The sequence below is a fragment of the Allobosea sp. 05L423 genome (assembly GCF_056397745.1).
On sequence record NZ_JBFTOA010000001.1, the window covers coordinates 262,294 to 278,805 of the forward strand.

Annotated in this window: 17 protein-coding genes; 8 read left to right on the top strand and 9 right to left on the bottom strand. The window is 66.4% G+C overall.

Features of this window, described 5'->3' with window-relative positions; all coding sequences use genetic code 11:
• Positions 1 to 46: 46 nt before the first annotated feature.
• Positions 47 to 1,261, bottom strand: a complete 1,215-nt coding sequence (locus AC1DNE_RS01300; RefSeq protein ID WP_441469777.1) for an MFS transporter — start codon at positions 1,259 to 1,261, stop codon at positions 47 to 49.
• A gap of 154 nt (positions 1,262 to 1,415) precedes the next feature.
• Between AC1DNE_RS01300 and AC1DNE_RS01305 the strand changes: the two genes are divergently transcribed.
• From AC1DNE_RS01305 to AC1DNE_RS01320, 4 genes are all read left to right on the top strand, one after another.
• Positions 1,416 to 1,805 (top strand): ArsR/SmtB family transcription factor, encoded by a 390-nt coding sequence (locus AC1DNE_RS01305; protein WP_441469776.1) that lies wholly within the window; start codon positions 1,416 to 1,418, stop codon positions 1,803 to 1,805.
• A gap of 97 nt (positions 1,806 to 1,902) precedes the next feature.
• Positions 1,903 to 2,964: a class I SAM-dependent methyltransferase gene (locus tag AC1DNE_RS01310; protein ID WP_441469775.1), complete on the top strand. Its 1,062-nt coding sequence runs from the start codon at positions 1,903 to 1,905 to the stop codon at positions 2,962 to 2,964.
• A gap of 142 nt (positions 2,965 to 3,106) precedes the next feature.
• Positions 3,107 to 4,441 carry a hypothetical protein gene (locus AC1DNE_RS01315; protein WP_441469774.1) on the top strand — a complete coding sequence of 445 codons (1,335 nt, stop codon included), beginning with the start codon at positions 3,107 to 3,109 and terminating at the stop codon, positions 4,439 to 4,441.
• A gap of 65 nt (positions 4,442 to 4,506) precedes the next feature.
• Positions 4,507 to 4,911, top strand: a complete 405-nt coding sequence (locus AC1DNE_RS01320) for a GtrA family protein (protein WP_441469773.1) — start codon at positions 4,507 to 4,509, stop codon at positions 4,909 to 4,911.
• A gap of 24 nt (positions 4,912 to 4,935) precedes the next feature.
• Here the strand turns inward: AC1DNE_RS01320 and AC1DNE_RS01325 are convergent, their stop codons facing one another.
• The 3 genes from AC1DNE_RS01325 to AC1DNE_RS01335 form a co-directional block, all read right to left on the bottom strand.
• On the bottom strand, positions 4,936 to 5,406 hold the full coding sequence (locus AC1DNE_RS01325; protein WP_441469772.1) for a hypothetical protein: 471 nt from the start codon (positions 5,404 to 5,406) through the stop codon (positions 4,936 to 4,938).
• A 5-nt stretch (positions 5,407 to 5,411) separates the two neighbouring features.
• Positions 5,412 to 6,206 carry a hypothetical protein gene (locus AC1DNE_RS01330; protein ID WP_441469771.1) on the bottom strand — a complete coding sequence of 265 codons (795 nt, stop codon included), beginning with the start codon at positions 6,204 to 6,206 and terminating at the stop codon, positions 5,412 to 5,414.
• Positions 6,207 to 6,344: 138 nt separating this feature from the next.
• Complete coding sequence (locus tag AC1DNE_RS01335; protein WP_441469770.1) at positions 6,345 to 7,037, bottom strand: class I SAM-dependent methyltransferase; 693 nt, start codon at positions 7,035 to 7,037, stop codon at positions 6,345 to 6,347.
• Positions 7,038 to 7,186: 149 nt separating this feature from the next.
• On the opposite strand from AC1DNE_RS01335, the gene AC1DNE_RS01340 reads away from it, so the two are divergent.
• Positions 7,187 to 8,446: a class I SAM-dependent methyltransferase gene (locus AC1DNE_RS01340; protein WP_441469769.1), complete on the top strand. Its 1,260-nt coding sequence runs from the start codon at positions 7,187 to 7,189 to the stop codon at positions 8,444 to 8,446.
• A 118-nt stretch (positions 8,447 to 8,564) separates the two neighbouring features.
• On the opposite strand, the gene AC1DNE_RS01345 is transcribed toward AC1DNE_RS01340, so the two are convergent.
• Positions 8,565 to 9,473 (bottom strand): DMT family transporter, encoded by a 909-nt coding sequence (locus AC1DNE_RS01345; protein WP_476840887.1) that lies wholly within the window; start codon positions 9,471 to 9,473, stop codon positions 8,565 to 8,567.
• A gap of 91 nt (positions 9,474 to 9,564) precedes the next feature.
• Between AC1DNE_RS01345 and AC1DNE_RS01350 the strand changes: the two genes are divergently transcribed.
• Positions 9,565 to 10,497 carry a LysR substrate-binding domain-containing protein gene (locus AC1DNE_RS01350; RefSeq protein WP_441469767.1) on the top strand — a complete coding sequence of 311 codons (933 nt, stop codon included), beginning with the start codon at positions 9,565 to 9,567 and terminating at the stop codon, positions 10,495 to 10,497.
• 105 nt (positions 10,498 to 10,602) lie between these two features.
• Here AC1DNE_RS01350 and AC1DNE_RS01355 read toward each other — a convergent pair whose 3' ends face one another.
• The 4 genes from AC1DNE_RS01355 to carA all read right to left on the bottom strand — a co-directional run bounded on the left by AC1DNE_RS01355 (position 10,603) and on the right by carA (position 13,780).
• Entirely contained in the window at positions 10,603 to 11,028 is a 426-nt protein-coding gene (locus tag AC1DNE_RS01355; RefSeq protein ID WP_441469766.1) for a group III truncated hemoglobin, read from the bottom strand.
• A gap of 51 nt (positions 11,029 to 11,079) precedes the next feature.
• Positions 11,080 to 11,898, bottom strand: a complete 819-nt coding sequence (locus AC1DNE_RS01360) for a prephenate dehydrogenase/arogenate dehydrogenase family protein (protein ID WP_441469765.1) — start codon at positions 11,896 to 11,898, stop codon at positions 11,080 to 11,082.
• A gap of 171 nt (positions 11,899 to 12,069) precedes the next feature.
• Complete coding sequence (locus AC1DNE_RS01365; protein WP_441469764.1) at positions 12,070 to 12,399, bottom strand: NIPSNAP family protein; 330 nt, start codon at positions 12,397 to 12,399, stop codon at positions 12,070 to 12,072.
• Positions 12,400 to 12,571: 172 nt separating this feature from the next.
• A complete protein-coding gene (gene carA, locus AC1DNE_RS01370) occupies positions 12,572 to 13,780 on the bottom strand; it encodes a glutamine-hydrolyzing carbamoyl-phosphate synthase small subunit (protein WP_476840888.1) in 1,209 nt (402 codons plus the stop codon).
• Between the two features lie 155 nt (positions 13,781 to 13,935).
• Here carA and AC1DNE_RS01375 point away from each other — a divergent pair, with 155 nt between their 5' ends.
• Both AC1DNE_RS01375 and dnaG read left to right on the top strand, forming a co-directional pair.
• A complete protein-coding gene (locus AC1DNE_RS01375; RefSeq protein WP_441469762.1) occupies positions 13,936 to 14,397 on the top strand; it encodes a GatB/YqeY domain-containing protein in 462 nt (153 codons plus the stop codon).
• Positions 14,398 to 14,514: 117 nt separating this feature from the next.
• Positions 14,515 to 16,407, top strand: coding sequence for a DNA primase (gene dnaG, locus AC1DNE_RS01380; protein WP_441469761.1), 1,893 nt, complete (start codon positions 14,515 to 14,517; stop codon positions 16,405 to 16,407).
• Positions 16,408 to 16,512: the final 105 nt, after the last annotated feature.

Genomic DNA, 16,512 nt, shown 5'->3' on the forward strand with positions numbered 1-16,512 from the left:
GACGGCCAAGGCGGCGGGGGGAAGCTAAAAGCGCTTCCCCCGTCGCTCAACGCACAGGCCTTGGCGCGGGAACGATGAGATCGATCTCCAGCGAACGGGGCTGCCGGCGCTTGCGCCGCATGGCGATGAAGAGCACGGCGAGGGCCGCAATCTCGCAGGCGGCGCCGACGAAGCCGAGCGGCCAGGTGCCGGCATGGCGCATGACTTGCTGGCCGAGCGCAGCGCCGGCCGCGATGCCGAAATAGAGCGCGGAGGCATTGAGCGAGAGCGCGACCACGGCCGCGTCCGGTGCCATCGCCGCGAGGCGCGACATCTGCGAGGGGTGCCCCGCCCAACCCGCCGCGCTCCAGATCAGCAGCACGAAGGGGATCGGGTAGATCGCCAGTGCCGGCGGCAGGTTGACGGCGATCAGCGAGGCGGTGAGCAACGCCGCGGCCAGCACGGTCAGCACGACGGTCAGCGTCCGCTCCGGGCCGAAGCGGTCGCTCGCGATGCCGCCGAGCTGGTTGCCGATGGCCGAGCCGATGCCGGAGACGACCAGCGCCGCGGCGAGCCAGGGGCCGGCGATACCGGCATGGTTGGTCAGGAAGGGCGCGATATAGGTGTAGAGAACGAAGGCGCCGGTGGTCCAAAGCATCGTTGTTGCCAGCGCCAGCAGCACATCGCTGCGCCCCGCGACCTGCAGGCGCTCGCGTAGCGTGTTCGTGCTGTGCGGCAGGCCCTTGGGCAGCTTGACGAGAAGGCCCGCCAGAGACAACGCGCTGAACAGCGTCACGATCAGGAAGGCAAGGTGCCAGCCGCCGAAACCGACCACGGCCGTGCCGATCGGGATGCCGAGAATCAGCGAGACCGTCATACCGCCGGTGACCAGTGCGATGGCGCGGCCGCGCCGCTCCGGCGCGGAGACCGCGACGGCGACTGCGTTCGCCGCCGGCATGAAGACGCCCGCCGAGAGCGCCATCACGATCCGGGCGGCCATCACCACCCAGAAATCGCTGGCGAAGGCGGCACCGAGATTGGCAAGGCCGAACACCGTCATCGCGCCGACCAGCACCGTCTTGCGGTCGGCATCGCCGAGCACGGTGGAGAGTATCGGCGAGCCGATCGCATAGGCGAGGGCGAAGATCGAGATGAGCAGGCCGGCGGTGTCGACAGAAACGCTCAGGCCGTTGGCGAGGTGGGGCAGGATGCCGGTGACGATCAGGCTGCCCGTGCCGATGGCGAAGGCGCCGCCGGCGAGGGAAAGAAGGCGCGTATCCATGGGAATGATCCTTGCGGATGATCGCTGTTTCGAAGGCAAGCTTCAAAACTTCAATGATCGTTGAATTTTAAGGGTGCCGATCACTGCCCGCAAGGGTAATTTCAATGAATGTTGAATATTGTCAGCGGCAGCTTCATCGCCTATCTCGGAGGCGATGAAGCCGGTCTTCCACCCCGATATCGAGGATGTCGCGCCCGCCGACGTGTTCGCGGCGCTGGCGGATCCGATACGGCTCGGCATCCTCGTCGCGCTCGCCGATGTCAGCGAGGTCGACAAGGCGCGCTGCAGCCATTTCACCGCCTTCGCCTCGCCTTCGCTGCTGTCCTACCACTTCGCCAAGCTGCGCGAGGCCGGCATCACCCGCATGCGGGTGGAGGGAACGTCGCGCTATCTCAGCATCCGGCGCGACGAGCTGAACCAGCGCTTTCCCGGGCTGATCGACAGCGTGATCGAGACCGCGCGGCGTGACCCGAACCTGCCGCGGCTCGGTCCCGAATGGCTTTCAGGCAGCGACGAGACGCAGGGTTCGACTTCGCCCCGTTGACAGCGTCTGGCGCAGGTTTAGCGTCCTCTCTTCCGCGATGGCGTCGAGCCGGATCGCGACGCGGCACCGGCCACGCCCGAACCCGAGGAGCATGGCCATGCGTGCTGCTGACCCTCAGAAACTCGATGCCCTGGTGGGGCGTCTCGTCGGTGACGTCGGAGCCTCCGTCACTGGCGCCCTGATCGTGCTGGGCGACCAGCTCGGCCTCTACAAGGCGATGGGCGACGGCGAGCCCGTCACCTCCCGGCAACTGGCAGAGAAGACAGGCTTCAAAGAACGCTATGTGCGCGAATGGCTCGCCGGCCAGGCGTCGGCCGGCTATGTCGACTATGACGAGGGCAGCGACAGCTTCAGCCTCTCGCCGGAGCAGGCCATGGCCTTCGCCGAAGACGACAGCCCCGCCTTCTTCGCCGGTGCCTTCGAGATCGTGCAGTCGATGTGGGTCGACGAGCCGAAGGTCGAGGAGGCCTTCCGAACCGGCTCGGGCCTCGGCTGGCACGAGCACAGCAAATGCCTGTTCCGGGGAACCGAGCGCTTCTTCCGGCCCGGCTACAACGCGCATCTGACCGCGGAGTGGATTCCGGCGCTGGACGGTGTCCAGGCCAAGTTGATGCAGGGCGCGACCGTCGCCGATGTCGGCTGCGGGCACGGCTCATCCACCATCCTGATGGCGCAGGCCTATCCGCAATCGCGCTTCTATGGCTTCGACTATCACGGGCCTTCGATCGAGCGGGCGCGCGAGGCGGCGGAGAAGGCGGGCGTTGCCGATCGCATCGTCTTCGAGCGTGCCTCCGCGAAGGACTTCCCCGAGCGGAAATACGACCTCGTGACGATGTTCGACTGCCTGCACGACATGGGCGATCCGGTCGGTGCGGGGAAGCATGTGCGGGAGTCGCTGGCGCGGGACGGCAGCTGGATGATCGTCGAGCCCTTCGCGCACGACCATCTCAAGGACAATCTGAACCCGGTCGGGCGGATCTTCTACGGCGCGTCCACGATGATCTGCACGCCAGCCTCTCTTTCGCAGGAGGTCGGGCTCGGCCTCGGCGCGCAGGCCGGCGAGATGCGGCTGCGGAAGGTCGCGATGGATGCGGGCTTCTCGCATTTCCGCCGGGCGACCGAGACGCCGTTCAACATGGTCTTCGAGGTGCGGGCCTAACACGGTTCGGCTGAAACCCAGGGGGCGCGGTCGGAAGCGCCGCAGGGGGCGGGATTTATCCACCGCTCGCCGCAGAAGCGAGTTGAGGTGTCGGTCGTTATTATGCAATGTTATATCATTGCGTAATAAGTGGAGTTTTCCCTTGTCTTCGTCTCGCCTCGTTGCGGCCGGCTTCGGCCTCGTCGGCTGCCTGCTCGCGTCCGCGGCCCTTGCGCATGACCATGCGCTGCTACGCGGGCGGCTCGTCTTCGCCGACCACGAAAAAACGGTCGTCCGCATCCTCGACCTCGACAGCGGCGAGGTCACGCATAGCTTCGACGTGCCAAAAGCCAATCCGGGTTTCGCCGCGGTTTCCGGCGGGCGCTACGTCGTGGTCAAGACGGGAGACGACGCGGGGACGCTGCGCATCCTCGACACCGGGCTGATCGCCGAGTCGCATGGCGACCATGTCGATCTCGACAAGGCCGAGCCGAAGCTCCTCGACTTCTCGACGAAAGGGGACCGGCCTGCCCATGTCATTTCGGGCCATGGGCAGCTCGCGCTGTTCTATGACGGCTTACGTCCCTGGGAAGGCAAGAGCGAGCCCAAGGTGGTGATGCTCGCCATCGACGCCCTGGCCAAGCCGGAACCCGAGGTCACGATCTGGCCGAGCCCGGCGCCGCAGCATGGCATTGCCGTGCCGCTCGGAGCGCGGCAATGGTTGATCTCGGTGCCCAACCCCGCCTATGCCAAGGGCGATGACCGCAGCGCCTCGCCACGTCCCAACGGCTTCGAGATCCTCGAGCAGGGCCGAGCGTCACAGAACGATGGCGGTTGGAAGCGTGTCGCAGGCTTCAACGACCCGGCGCGAGCGGAAGCTTCCTGCAAGCTCTATCACGGCTATGCGCCGGCGCGCGGCGGGCGCTATGTCTTCGGCTGCACCGAAGGGGAGGGCGGCGGTTTGCTGGTGCTGTCCAAAGCCGCGAAAGGCGCCGCAGACGGTTGGAGCGCGCGGAAGCTCGCCTATCCCGACGAACGGCGCACCAGCGCGCTCAAGTCCCGCGAAGGCGGACGCCATCTCGTCGGCAATTACGGGTTGAAGGCGCCCTATGACGCGCTGCTCCGGATCGATCCCGAAGCGAAGGCGCTCTCCGCCGAGGATGTGCTGCCGGTGCCGGGCGAGCAGGCTGTCTGCCGGTTCGAGCTCAGCAGCAATGGCAGCCGGCTCGCCAATCTGACGCCGGACGGCAAGCTCAGGATCTACGAGGTCGGGCCCGCCTGGAAGGAAATCGCCTCCTTCGACGCGGTCCCGGCCTTCGACTGTGCCTACGCGGCGAAGACGCCAACGCCGAGTCTCGCCGTGATCGGGGGCAGCGCCTTCGTCAGCGACCCGACGAACGCGCGCATCCGCGAATATCATCTCCACACGTTGAAGCAGGGGCTCGATATGCCGGTCGGCGGCATGCCCGCCAACCTTGCCGGCAGCGACGCCGGATAATTCGTGAAGCAGCGCGGGGCGAAAAAATCGTTCGCCCCGCGCTGTCCATGATCTAGGAAGCGCGGATGCCGTTTCGCCGCTATCCGCGCCAGTTCCGCCAGCTCATGGCCTATGTCGTCGCCGGCGGGCTCACCGCGGTCGCGCATTACGGCGTGCTGATCGGGCTCGTCGAGCTCGGCCGGATCGATCCTGTTCCGGCGACGCTCGCCGGCTTCGTCGTCGGCGCGCTGGTTTCCTATACGCTGAACCGCTGGATGACCTTCGACGCCACGCGCACCCATGCGCAAGCGGGGTGGCGCTTCGCCCTGATCGCAGCCGGCGGCTTCGTGCTCACCGGAATCCTGATGCATTTCTTCGTGACGAGGGCTGGCTTGCCCTATCTGCCGATGCAGATCGTCACCACCGGCGTGGTGATGGTGTTCTCGTTCCTCGGTCACAAATTCTTCAGCTTCGCCGACCGGGCGGCCTGACGGCACGCCGCCCGGTCGTTTTCCTCACTGCTGCGGGGCGACCGTCAGCGTGAGCTGGCGGCGGCCGATGCGGCCTTCCTTGTCGGTCGCCTCGATCTCGATGATGTGGCTTCCGCTGGGGACGAGGACTGAGGGCGCGTCGATTCCTGCCGGCGTGATGAAGGGCTTGATCCGCTCGGTGATGTCGACCGGAGGCTGGCGGCGATAGAAGACGCGCACGGTCGCCGGATCGATCGGCACGCCGTTGCTCGGCATGAAGCGAACGGCCAGCCGGAAAGGCTTGCCGTCAACACTCTTGTCGGGCGTCGGCAAGGTGTCGATGCTGGGGCCGCGGGTGAGGTTGCGCGTGCTGGCTGGGGCCTTGGCTGTGGTCGGCAAGCCCGCTTCCTCACGGGTGATGAGCTGAACCGGTTCGGCGGCGTGTGCCGTCGTCGACATCACAGCGGCGGCGAGAACAACACGCAGAATGTGCGGGATGAGCACAGTCTTCATCATCGTCCCTATTTCACTCCCAAGATTCCGGCGATGAGGCCGGCGATGGCAGAAATGATGGTACCGGCCATCAGGATGGTGGTTTCGATGGTTTTCAGCGTTTCCATCGGCACCTTGCCATGCACGGCCAGCAGCCCCTTCCGCAGTTCCGGCAGCGAGACGAGGCCCCGCGCGGTGAGCGCAGCCTGCGTCACGCGCAGCAACATCCCCGAGAACATGGAGGCGCCGATGCTCAGCGCATAGAACGAAGTCTCGCGCCAGGCTGCCAGCCCTTGCGGAAGGAGCGGTATATTGTCGTGCCAACCGAGCAATGCGTTCATGGTCACGACGGAAAAAATCGCGAAACCGATGGCGATGCCGATATCGAAGGCGATCAGCCGCGGGCGAAGCCCGAAATAGAGCATGCCGGTGATGAAGGGGATCGCGATCGAGGCAAGGCGCAGCGCCCAGAGCGGCAGGTCGAGCCAAAGGACGATCGCGCAATAGGCCAGCAGCAGCAAAGTCAGGCCGAAGGGCAACACCCAGTAGCGGCGGCGCGCAACGGAGTGGGCGATCGGAGGGGCAGGCTCAGGCGTGTCCGCCTTCTCGGATGCTACAGGTTCCAGGGCTGCAACGGGTCTTGCAGCCAGTGCGGCGCGGTCCTCTTCGGCACGCTTCTCGAAGGCCGTGAGCCGCTCCTCCAGAGCACCGAGGCGACGCAGCAGGGGAAGGACCGGCGTCAGGTCACGCCCGCAGCAACGGCAGGACAGGACGCCCGCCTTGAGCGTGGCGTCGCAATAGGGACAGTTGAACTGATCCTGCACGGAGCTCTCACGCCTTCGGGGCAAGCCGCGCTCAGAGCCACGTTCGCTCCGCCAAATCAAGCTACTTTGCGCGCTCCCCTAGCGGAACTTTAGTATAAGTCAGCATTCTTGCCGTAATGGATGCGCGGCCTATTTCGATCAGGTGGGCTTCGTCGCCTTGAACGTCATCCGATGCGGGTTGTGGCCGAAATTCGCGGGCCTCTGCAGGTCGGCGAAGCCGGCCTCGCCGATCAGTTCGGAGATGGCGTCCGGGGTGTAGGTCGACAGCCCGTATTGCGCCCTGAGCTTCCGGTAGTCCGAAAAGGCGGTGCGGATGAGGCCTGCGAGCGCCGCCATCAGGAAGCCGCCGCGCCAGGCGAAGCCGAGAAGCTGCGAGGCATCGGTGAGCGGGCTGACGTCGGGCGGAATGACGTCCGCTATCACCAGCTTGCCGCCGGGCCTGAGCTTGCTGCGCCAGGTTTCGAGCAGCGCCTTCAATTCGTCGCGGGAGAGATACTGGACGAGCGAATTGGCGACGACGAGATCGAGCGAAGCCTCCGGCAGAGCCTCGACCTCTTCGGGGGAGACGACCGTGATGTTGACCTTGCGGCCGAACTGGGCGCGCAGTTTGTCACGCACGGTGGGCGCAGCTTCGCAAAGATAGAGCCTGCCGCAGGCCGAGGCGACGCGTGCCGCATCGAGCGCCTCGCCGCAGCCATGGTCGAGCACGACGGCGTCGGGCGCGGGAACATGTGCGATCACGTCGCTTGCGATGGCGTGGTAGTGCAGCGCCTTGTGGCGCGGCGAGACGTAGATGGAATGTTCGCCGTTCCAGAAATCGCGCCAGGACATGGGCAGTATCGATCCTCGGGGTCGCTCACGACCGTTGCCCGATGACTAGACGCAAGCGGCAGGGCTTCGCAACAGCCGGGGTTCCGGGACGCGGCGGTTTCCGCTTAAGTCACGATTGCGTCCCCGACTCGGGGCGCGCGGGACGGGGGATGCCGATGCTGCTGCTGCCGCGATTGCTCAAGGGGTTCGTCCGGCAGGGACGCCTCACCGTCATCACGCCGGACGGCAAGCGCCACGTCTTCGGACCCGGTCCAGCCGAGATGTTGTTCGCCGGCGTGCGAAAGACGGCGCCCTCGGTCACGGTGCGCTTCCATGACAACCGTATCGAGCGCGAGCTTTTCCTCAATCCCGAGCTCGCCTTGGCCGAAGGCTACATGGATGGCCGGATCGACTTCGAGGAAGGCACGATCCACGATCTGCTGACGCTGTTCTGGCTGCAGCGCAAGGAGCTGCGGAAGCACCCGCTGCAGAAGGTGATCCGGCAGGTGCGCTTCCGCATCCGGCGCTGGCGCATGCACAACCCGCTCGGCCTCGCGGGCAAGAAGGTCAAGCACCACTACGACATCCCGACCGATTTCTATCGGCTCTGGCTCGACGAGAGCATGACCTATTCCTGTGCGTACTGGCACTCGCCGGATGTCGGGCTGGAGAACGCGCAGAAGGCCAAGCTCCGGCACATCGCCGCCAAGCTGAAGATCGAGCCCGGCATGCGTGTGCTCGATATCGGCTCGGGCTGGGGCGAACTGGCGATCTATCTGGCCAAGGCCTGCGGGGCGAAGGTGACCGGCCTCAACGTCTCGCCCGACCAGATGGCGGCGGCTGCGAGGCGCGCCGAGGCGGCTGGGGTCGGCGATGCCGTAACCTTCGTCAACAAGGACTATCGCGAGCTCACCGGGACGTTCGACCGCATCGTCTCGGTCGGCATGATGGAGCATGTCGGCGTCGCGCATTACGGCGAGTATTTCGAGGGGATCCGCGATCTCCTGACGCCGGACGGGATCGCACTCGTCCACTGCATCGGCCGCGCCGGGCCGCCCGGCTTCACCGGGCCGTTCTTCGAGAAGTACATCTTCCCAGGCGGCTATGCGCCGGCATTGTCGGAGGTGTTCGCCGCAGTCGAGCAGACCGGGCTCTGGTCCTCGGACTGCGAATTCTGGCGCCGCCACTACCACTGGACACTGGAGGCCTGGCGCGAGCGCTTCATGGCGAGGCGCGAGGAAGTGGTCGGCATGATGGGCGAGCGCTTCGCGCGGATGTGGGAGTTCTATCTCTGCGCCTGCTCGATCTCCTTCGACATCGGCGGCGACATGGTGTTCCAACTGCTGCTCGGGCCGCACAAGAGCGCCGTCCCGATCATCCGCGACTACATCGCGGATGACGAGAAGGCGCTGGCCGCGAAGGGGTTTTGAGCGGGCTGCCCTCATTGCGAGCGCAGCGAAGCAGTCCAGGAGGCGCAGGGCTCTGCCGCGCCTGGATTGCTTCGTCGCTTCGCTCCTCGCAATGACGACATAGGCCGAGGAAAGCGCCTTACCGCTTCAGATTGACGATCACCACGCCGGCGAGTGCCATGGCGCCGCCCATCAGGCCGAAGGCCGTCGGGACTTCGCTGAGCCAGAGGAAGCCGATCAGCATCGCCATCGGCGGCACGGCGTATTGGAAGTTCGACGCGCGGGCGGCCGGCAGGCGCGAGAGGGTGATCGCCCAGGTGCCGTAGGCGATCAGGCTCGGCACGGCGGCGAGATAGACCACCGACCAGAAGGAGACGGCCGGGGCGACCTGCGCCTGCGCGATCGCGGAAGGCAGGAAGGGCAGCAGCACGAAGCCGCCGATCGCCATGTTCCAGGCCGCGACATGGAGCGGCTTGTAGCGGGCGAAGAGCGGCTTCTGCACGACAGTGGTGATGGCGTTGCAGAACGCGGCGCCGAGAATCAGCAGCACGCTCATGCCGATCTCGACATCGAGCCCCTTGCCGATCGCGATCACGCCGATGCCGGCGAAGGAAAGGGCGGTGCCGAACCAGGCGATCAGGCTGAAGCGCTCGCCCAGGATCATCATGGCGAGGACGGCGGTCATGATCGGGTTGGTGTTGATGATGAAGGCGGCAGGGCCAGCCGGCACGACGCGCTGGCCGAAGTTCAGCAGCAGCGCATAACCCGCGATAAAGATGACGCCGCCGACGAGGAAGCGCCAGATATCGGCGCTTTCTGGTAGCTTCGCCCGCGTCGCGAGAAGGAAGAGCGCGGCGGGGCCGCCGGCGAGCGCGAAGCGCAGCGCAGCCATCTCGGCCGGGCCGAAGCCGGCCAGGCCGGCGCGGATCGCCGGGAAGGAGGAAGCCCAGGCCATGACCGTGAAGGTGACGGTGAAGACCAGCGTCGGGTCGAGGCGCTGAGAACCGGAAGTGGTCGGCGCGGAGGATGCGCAGCTTGAGGAGGACATGGCGTCGATCCATCGGTGACGAAAGGTTGCTCCCGATAGACGCCTCAGCGAGCTGATTGACAAACGAACAATTCGCGCATGAGCTGTGAGGATGGATCACAGCTCGAACCTCCCTCCGCTCGACACCTTGCGCGCCTTCGAAGCCGCCGCGCGCACCGGCAGCTTCTCTTCGGCGGCCGAGGCGCTGAACCTGACCCATGGCGCCATCAGCCGGCAGATCGCCAAGCTCGAGCATTGGCTGGGCCTGCGCGTCTTCCTGCGGCAGGCGCGCGGCGTCTCGCTGACGCCGGAGGGGCAGCGCCTGCTCCAGCGCACGCAGGAGGCCTTCGCGCTGATCGCGGATACCTCCGAGCGCTGGCGCGAGGCGCGCGGCGCTTCGGTGGTGCGCGTCAGCGCGCCGCCCTCGGTTTGCGCCTTGTGGCTGATGCCGCGTCTGGCGGTTCTGGAGGCGGGCATGCCGGCCCTGCGCATCGTGCTGCAGGTCGAGCATCGCAAGGTGGATTTTGAAGAGGAAGGTGTAGACCTCGGGATACGTTGCGGACGCGGCGGCGCGCCGGACCGGCTTTCGCTCAAGTTGTTCGAGGAGTGGTGCTTCCCGATCGCCTCGCCGCAGCTCGCTGCGCTGATCGGGGAGGGGCCTCCCGAGCGACTGCTCGGCCAGCCGCTGATCCACGATTCCGACGCTGCGGGCTGGAAGGCCTGGTTCGCGGCGCAGGGGCTGGATTATCGCCCGCGCCCGCAGGACCGCCGTTTCGAGGATTACAACCTCGTGCTGGATGCTGCGGCGCACGGCCTCGGTATCGCGCTGGCCCGTCCGCCGCTGGCGCGCGAGCAGCTCACGGCGGGTCGGATCATGCGCGTGGATGCACGCGAGGCACTGAACCCCGTGTCCTACTGGCTCGACCGGCCCCATGGCGCACTCAGACCTTCGGCGGCAGCTTTGGCCGAGCGCATTGCGCGGGCGGCCGGTGCGGCCAGAGGCGACATCGAGGCGTTCCTGAGCCGGGAGGCGCGGGCTGCTTGATCCGCGTCATACTCGGGCTTGACCCGAGCATCTCGTGACCAGCAGGTGCCGGAACCTCTTTCGGCCTGAGATTCTCGGGACAAGCCCGAGAATGACGAGCTGCATTTACCGCAAGCTATGCCGCGGAGCGGCGAACTCCCCGCGCTGGCTGGCGCGGGCCATCTCGAAACTGTCGGCGATGCGTCGCGCCCTGACGATGAAGGCCTGCGCGATATCCGGCGGGCAGACCTCGTGCGCGGTGATCTCGAACAGGTCGAGCCAGCGGTCGAAATGCTTGCCCTCCAGGGGCAGGATGAGATGCGGACGCATCGGCCGGCCGTTGTAGCGGCCGGAGCGTAGCATCACGCCGCTCCAGAAATCGGTGATCTTGCCGATATGATCGTCCCAGTCCTCCACCGCTGCCGCGAAGACCGGGCCGATCAGGTCGTCCTGACGCGCCCGCTCATAGAAGGTGCGGACCAGCTCGGCGATCATCGGCTCGCGCAGGTCAGGGTGGGCAGCGCCCGGATGAATGAGGGGGTTGTCGGTCATCTTTGGGGCATTCGAGGTTTCTCGTATTGTCTGCGGGCCGAGCGGAGAAGGCTAGGCCCGCACGGTTTCTGCGACCTTGTGAGGCAGGGTGGGGTCGGGCGGGGCGATATCCTGTTGGCCGTGCTCCAGAAACAGCCGCATCTCGTCGGCGAGCGCGAAGAAGCGATCCCGCACCGCCTTGGCGTGGGGATTGGCGCGCTCGATCGCCATGAAGACGTTGGGTGCGTCGTAGCGGACCATCTCCGTCGCCTGCATCAGGTGGTCAAAGCTCGCAGTGGTCATCGTCCGGGGCAGCGGCTCCATGCGGACCAGGATCTTGGCGATGAGATGGGTCAGGCCCTGCACCATGGCAGCCTCGCGGTCATGGGCGTCGGCCGTGGTCACGATGACCTTCAGCTTGAGCACGCGGCGCAGGAAGGCGGCGATGCGCGGGGTGCTGCCGCCCCTGATCGGGCAGAGCGCGATCTTGAGCCCGTCGAGGCCGTTGCGGGCGCTCTGCGGGCCGAAGAGCGGGTGCGTGCCGATGATCTCGACATCCTCCGGCAAGGCCGCCTCCATCGCCCGTGCCGGGCCGATCTTGACGGAGCCGACGTCGAGGACCACGGCGCCGGCCTTGAGATGCGCGCGCAGCGACGCGATCGCCTCGGGGATCGCCGGGACGGGCACTGCGAGAATGACGAGATCGCAGGCCCCGATTTCGGCGGGGGAGGCGGGAACCAGCCCCTGGCCGCTCGCATCCGGCTCGGGCGGATGGGCCGGGTCACAGATGCGCAATGCAAAATGCGGCTGGAGATGGCGGGCCATCAGTCGCCCGAAGGCGCCGAAGCCCATGATGCCGATGGAGGTGACGGCTCTGATCGTGGAAGACATCGCTCTGGTCCGGTGGGAGCCGCGATGCCGGGTGATCTGCCTGAATTCAACCGCCAGCGCGGCGGTTGAACATGGGAATGCCACCGCCTCTATGAGGACGGGGCGTAATAGCTGCGGAAGCTGGCCATCAGGCTGGTCATGGCCCGTTTAAAGCTCGCGGGCGCAACGCTGTCAATCGAGCGGGGGCGAATAGTCGGTCGGCGTCAGCGTGCGGTCCTCGATCGCGCCGACCATGTCGCCGTGCTCGATCTTGGTGGCGCGCTTGATCTCGCTCCATTCCGGATCGGCCATGAAGCTCGCCCAGGCCTTGGCCTTCGTCTCGGCGTCGGGCCAGGCGAGGATATAGGCGAATTCGGTCCGCCCGGCGCTAGCCGTTTCCCACATCGCCACGATCCTGAAGCCGTGGCGGCCCATGATGCGGGCGGCATGGTCACGGAAGCGGGCATGGAAGGCCGCCTTGTTGCGCTCGAAGATCTCGTAGATGCGCAACTGGTGGATCATGCCTGCCTCCAATCGGGACTGCGTCTTACCGAGCCCTCATCCTGAGGAGGCCGCAATGGCGGCCGTCTCGAAGGATGGTCTGCCGTGCGCCGGAGCCTGCCGAAGCATCCTCGAGACGCAAGCTTCGCTTGCTCCTCAGGATGAGGGTTCTGACGCTGAAGCAGCGACCTCTTCAGGCCGCCTTCTTGCCCTTCTCTGCCACCATCAGCTCGACGAAGCGGTTGAAGAGATAGTGGCTGTCCTGCGGGCCGGGAGAGGCCTCCGGATGATGCTGGACGCTGAAGGCCGGGCGGTCGGTCAGCGCGATGCCGCTGTTCGAGCCGTCGAAGAGCGAGACATGGGTCTCGACCGCATTCGCCGGCAGGCTGGCGGGATCGACGGCGAAACCGTGGTTCATCGAGACGATCTCGACCTTGCCCGTGGTCTTGTCCTGCACCGGATGGTTGGCGCCGTGGTGGCCCTGCTTCATCTTCATCGTCTGGCCGCCGATGGCGAGCGCCATCATCTGGTGTCCCAGGCAGATGCCGAAGGTGGGGATATTCCGATCCAGCAGCTGCTTGATCACCGGCACGGCGTATTCGCCGGTCGCGGCCGGGTCGCCCGGGCCGTTGGAGAGGAAGATGCCATCGGGGGTGAGGGCCAGAATATCCTCGGCGGTTGCGGTCGAGGGCACCACTGTGACGTCGCAACCGGCCTTGGCGAGCAGGCGCAGGATGTTGCGCTTCACGCCATAGTCGATGGCGACGACCTTGAAATTGCTGGTTTCGCGCTTGCCATAGCCGGCCGGCCAGACCCAGGGGGTCTCATCCCAATCGTAGCGCTGCGAGGCGGTGACGAGCGGGACGAGGTCGAGGCCGGCCATGGAGGGCAGCTCCGCCGCCTGCTTCTTCAGCCGCTCGATGTCGAAGACGCCGTCCGGGCTGTGCGCGAGGATGGCGTTGGGCATGCCGTTGTCGCGGATCAGCGCGGTGAGTGCGCGGGTGTCGATGCCGCAGATGCCGACGATGTTCCGGGCCTTCAGCCAGGCGTCGAAATGCCGGTTGGCGCGCYAGTTCGAGGGCTCGGTGATGGCGGCATGGAGCACGCAGCCGCGCACGCCCGAGGAGGCGGCGGCGTTCACCGTCTCGGTGTCCTCCTCGTTCACGCCGACATTGCCGACATGCGGGAAGGTGAAGGTGATGATCTGCCCGGCATAGGACGGGTCGGTCAGGATCTCCTGATAGCCGGTCATCGCGGTGTTGAAGCAGACCTCGCCGGGCGCTTCGCCCACGGCGCCGAGGCCGAAGCCTTCCAGCACCGTGCCGTCGGCGAGCACGAGGAGCGCGGTCGCGTGCGGTTCGGTCCAGCCGCCTGGGGCGGGGTTTCCTTCGGAAGCGGTCATGTCTATGTCTCGGTCCAGGCCGCGCCAGCGGCAGAATGCGGGGGCGGGGCTGCAGAAATCCACTCCGCCGGTCTGGAACGCGAGCCATAAAGAGCCGGGCGCTGCCCGTCAATCAAGGTTGGCGCAGGCCGCACAAGAGAAAAAGGAACAACGAGATGACGAGCCTGCGCGAGCGCTTCACCAGCGATTTGAAGGAAGCGATGAAGGCCGGCGAAAAGGGCAGGGTTGGCGCGATCCGCCTGATCCAGGCGGCGCTCAAGGAAAAGGACATCGAGGCGCGCGGCGCCGGCAAGGGCGAGGCCACGGCCGACGAAATCCTCGGCGTGCTCCAGAAGATGATCAAGCAGCGCCAGGAATCGATCGCGATCTACGACGCCAACAACCGTCCCGAGCTCGCCGATGGCGAGCGCGTCGAGGTCGCGGTGATCTCATCCTATCTGCCCAAGCAGATGTCGGACGACGAGGTGAAGGCCGCTATCGACAAGGCCATCGCCGAGAGCGGCGCGACTGCGGTCAAGGACATGGGCAAGGTCATCGGCATCCTCCGCGCCGCCTATGCCGGCCAGATGGATTTCGGCAAGGTCAGCCCGATGGTGAAGGCGGCGCTGGGCGGCTGAGCTGCCCGGACAGCCGCTTTTCGGCTGCCGCCATCATCTTTGTGAATCACGGGAGAAAGCCAACTGCCGGCGCGATCGGCGGTTGGCTTTCGGCTTTTGCAGGTCCACATAAGGTCGATGAAATTCCCCCCTTCCGTCCTTGAGGAGATCAAGGCGCGGCTGCCGGTTTCGGCGGTCGTGGGTAAGCGCGTGCGCCTTCAAAAAGCGGGGCGCGAATGGAAGGGGCTCTCGCCCTTCAACGCCGAGAAGACGCCTTCCTTCTTCGTCAACGACCAGAAGGCCTCGTTCTTCGATTTCTCCTCCGGCAAGAACGGCGACATCTTCAAATTCGTGATGGAGACGGAAGGGCTCTCCTTCCCCGAGGCGGTCGAGAAGCTTGCGGCCGAGGCTGGCGTCATTCTGCCCAAGATCACGCAGGAGGCGCAGGTCCAGGAGGAGAAGCGCAAGGGGTTGCACGAGGTCGTGGAGCTCGCGGCGCAATTCTTCGAGGCCGAGCTGATGGGCGATCGCGGCGGCGCTGCCCGGCGCTATCTCGCGACGCGCGGGCTCGACGGCGAGGCGCGCACACGCTTTCGCCTCGGCTACGGCCCGGTCGACCGCTTCGCGCTGCGCGACCATCTTGCCGGCAAGGGCGTGCCGGCCGAGCTGATGATGGAGGCGGGGCTGCTCGTGCATGGCGATGAGATCGCCGTGCCCTACGACCGCTTCCGCGACCGCGTCATGTTCCCGATCCACGATTCCCGCGGGCGTGTCGTCGCCTTCGGCGGGCGGGCGATGAGCGCGGAGGTGGCGGCGAAGTACCTCAACTCGCCGGAGACGCCGCTCTTCCACAAGGGCCACCTGCTGTTCAACCACCACAATGCCCGCAAGGCGGCGCATGACACGAGCCAGGTGATCGTGGTCGAGGGCTATGTCGACGTCATCGCGATGTCGCTTTCGGGCTTTCCGCAGACAGTGGCGCCGCTCGGCACGGCGCTTACCGAGGGCCAGCTCGGCCTGCTCTGGCGGATGGCCGACGAGCCGGTGATCTGCCTCGACGGCGACAAGGCCGGGCGCAAGGCGGCTAGCCGCGCCATCGATCTGGCATTGCCGCTCCTGGAGCCCGGAAAGTCGCTCTCCTTCGCGCTGCTGCCGGACGGGCAGGATCCCGACGATCTCGCCCGGTCGGGCGGGCGGCAGGCGATCGCGGAGGTAATTGCCGGGGCGCGCCCGCTGGTCGACATGCTCTGGCAGCGCGAGGTCGAGGCCAGCCCGCTCGACACGCCGGAGCGGCGCGCCGCCTTCGAACGCCGTCTCAAGGAGCCGCTGGCCGAGATCCGCGACGAGACGACCCGCAAGCATTACCGCCGCGAGATGGACGAGCGGCTGGCGCAGCTCTTCACCAGCGCTGCCCCGGCACGGCAGGAGCGTGGCGGCGGGGGAGGAAACTTCCAGCGCGGCAGGGGCGGACCAGCCCCGCGGGGCGGCCGGCAGGTGCCATCCTGGCTCGCCGGTCCCTTGCGGGCCTCGAGCGCGCTGACCCAGTCGCGACTCGTGGCTAAGGTGCGCGGCGAGGACCAGCGCGAGGCCTTCATCCTGCTGGCGCTGGCCAGCCACCCCGACCTCATCCTGCGCTGCGCCGACGAAATTGCCGAGCTTTCGCTGGACGGGCCGGCAGCCGAGCGCTTCCGGCAGGCGCTGCTCGATGCGGTCGAGGATAAGCTCGACCGGGAGATCCTGGCGAATCGGCTGGTGCAACCGCGTGTGCGGGAGGCCCATAATCAACTCATGGCTGTCACCGGCCCCGCAGAACGGCGCAAGCTGGCGCAAGATGCTGATCCTGAATCGGTTTTTGACTCGATTTATCAGGCTATCGTCTTGCATCATCGCGCTCGAACGCTAAATAGCGAGTTGAGAGCAGCCGAGCGTGCATTGGCTGACGATGCGACCGAAGCCAATTTCGCCTGGATCAAGGACGTGAAGGCCCGCCTCGAAGCGATCGAGGGCACCGAGGCAATGTCCGAGGATTGATAGCCCAGCGAATGGTGGACGCAGGTTCGATGCGCGCGGGGCTGGTGGGGTGGTTCACGATTCGTCAACGACGTCTGGTGCCATCTGCGAATAGATTTGGGTGGG

Excerpts from the sequence above, each read along its gene's own strand:
- AC1DNE_RS01300 (WP_441469777.1), bottom strand. The coding sequence starts at position 1,261 with ATGGATACGCGCCTTCTTTCCCTCGCCGGCGGCGCCTTCGCCATCGGC.
- AC1DNE_RS01305 (WP_441469776.1), top strand. The coding sequence starts at position 1,416 with ATGAAGCCGGTCTTCCACCCCGATATCGAGGATGTCGCGCCCGCCGAC.
- AC1DNE_RS01310 (WP_441469775.1), top strand. The coding sequence starts at position 1,903 with ATGCGTGCTGCTGACCCTCAGAAACTCGATGCCCTGGTGGGGCGTCTC.
- AC1DNE_RS01320 (WP_441469773.1), top strand. The coding sequence starts at position 4,507 with ATGCCGTTTCGCCGCTATCCGCGCCAGTTCCGCCAGCTCATGGCCTAT.
- AC1DNE_RS01325 (WP_441469772.1), bottom strand. The coding sequence starts at position 5,406 with ATGATGAAGACTGTGCTCATCCCGCACATTCTGCGTGTTGTTCTCGCC.
- AC1DNE_RS01335 (WP_441469770.1), bottom strand. The coding sequence starts at position 7,037 with ATGTCCTGGCGCGATTTCTGGAACGGCGAACATTCCATCTACGTCTCG.
- AC1DNE_RS01340 (WP_441469769.1), top strand. The coding sequence starts at position 7,187 with ATGCCGATGCTGCTGCTGCCGCGATTGCTCAAGGGGTTCGTCCGGCAG.
- AC1DNE_RS01345 (WP_476840887.1), bottom strand. The coding sequence starts at position 9,473 with ATGTCCTCCTCAAGCTGCGCATCCTCCGCGCCGACCACTTCCGGTTCT.
- AC1DNE_RS01350 (WP_441469767.1), top strand. The coding sequence starts at position 9,565 with ATGGATCACAGCTCGAACCTCCCTCCGCTCGACACCTTGCGCGCCTTC.
- AC1DNE_RS01355 (WP_441469766.1), bottom strand. The coding sequence starts at position 11,028 with ATGACCGACAACCCCCTCATTCATCCGGGCGCTGCCCACCCTGACCTG.
- AC1DNE_RS01360 (WP_441469765.1), bottom strand. The coding sequence starts at position 11,898 with ATGTCTTCCACGATCAGAGCCGTCACCTCCATCGGCATCATGGGCTTC.
- AC1DNE_RS01365 (WP_441469764.1), bottom strand. The coding sequence starts at position 12,399 with ATGATCCACCAGTTGCGCATCTACGAGATCTTCGAGCGCAACAAGGCG.
- AC1DNE_RS01375 (WP_441469762.1), top strand. The coding sequence starts at position 13,936 with ATGACGAGCCTGCGCGAGCGCTTCACCAGCGATTTGAAGGAAGCGATG.
- dnaG (WP_441469761.1), top strand. The coding sequence starts at position 14,515 with ATGAAATTCCCCCCTTCCGTCCTTGAGGAGATCAAGGCGCGGCTGCCG.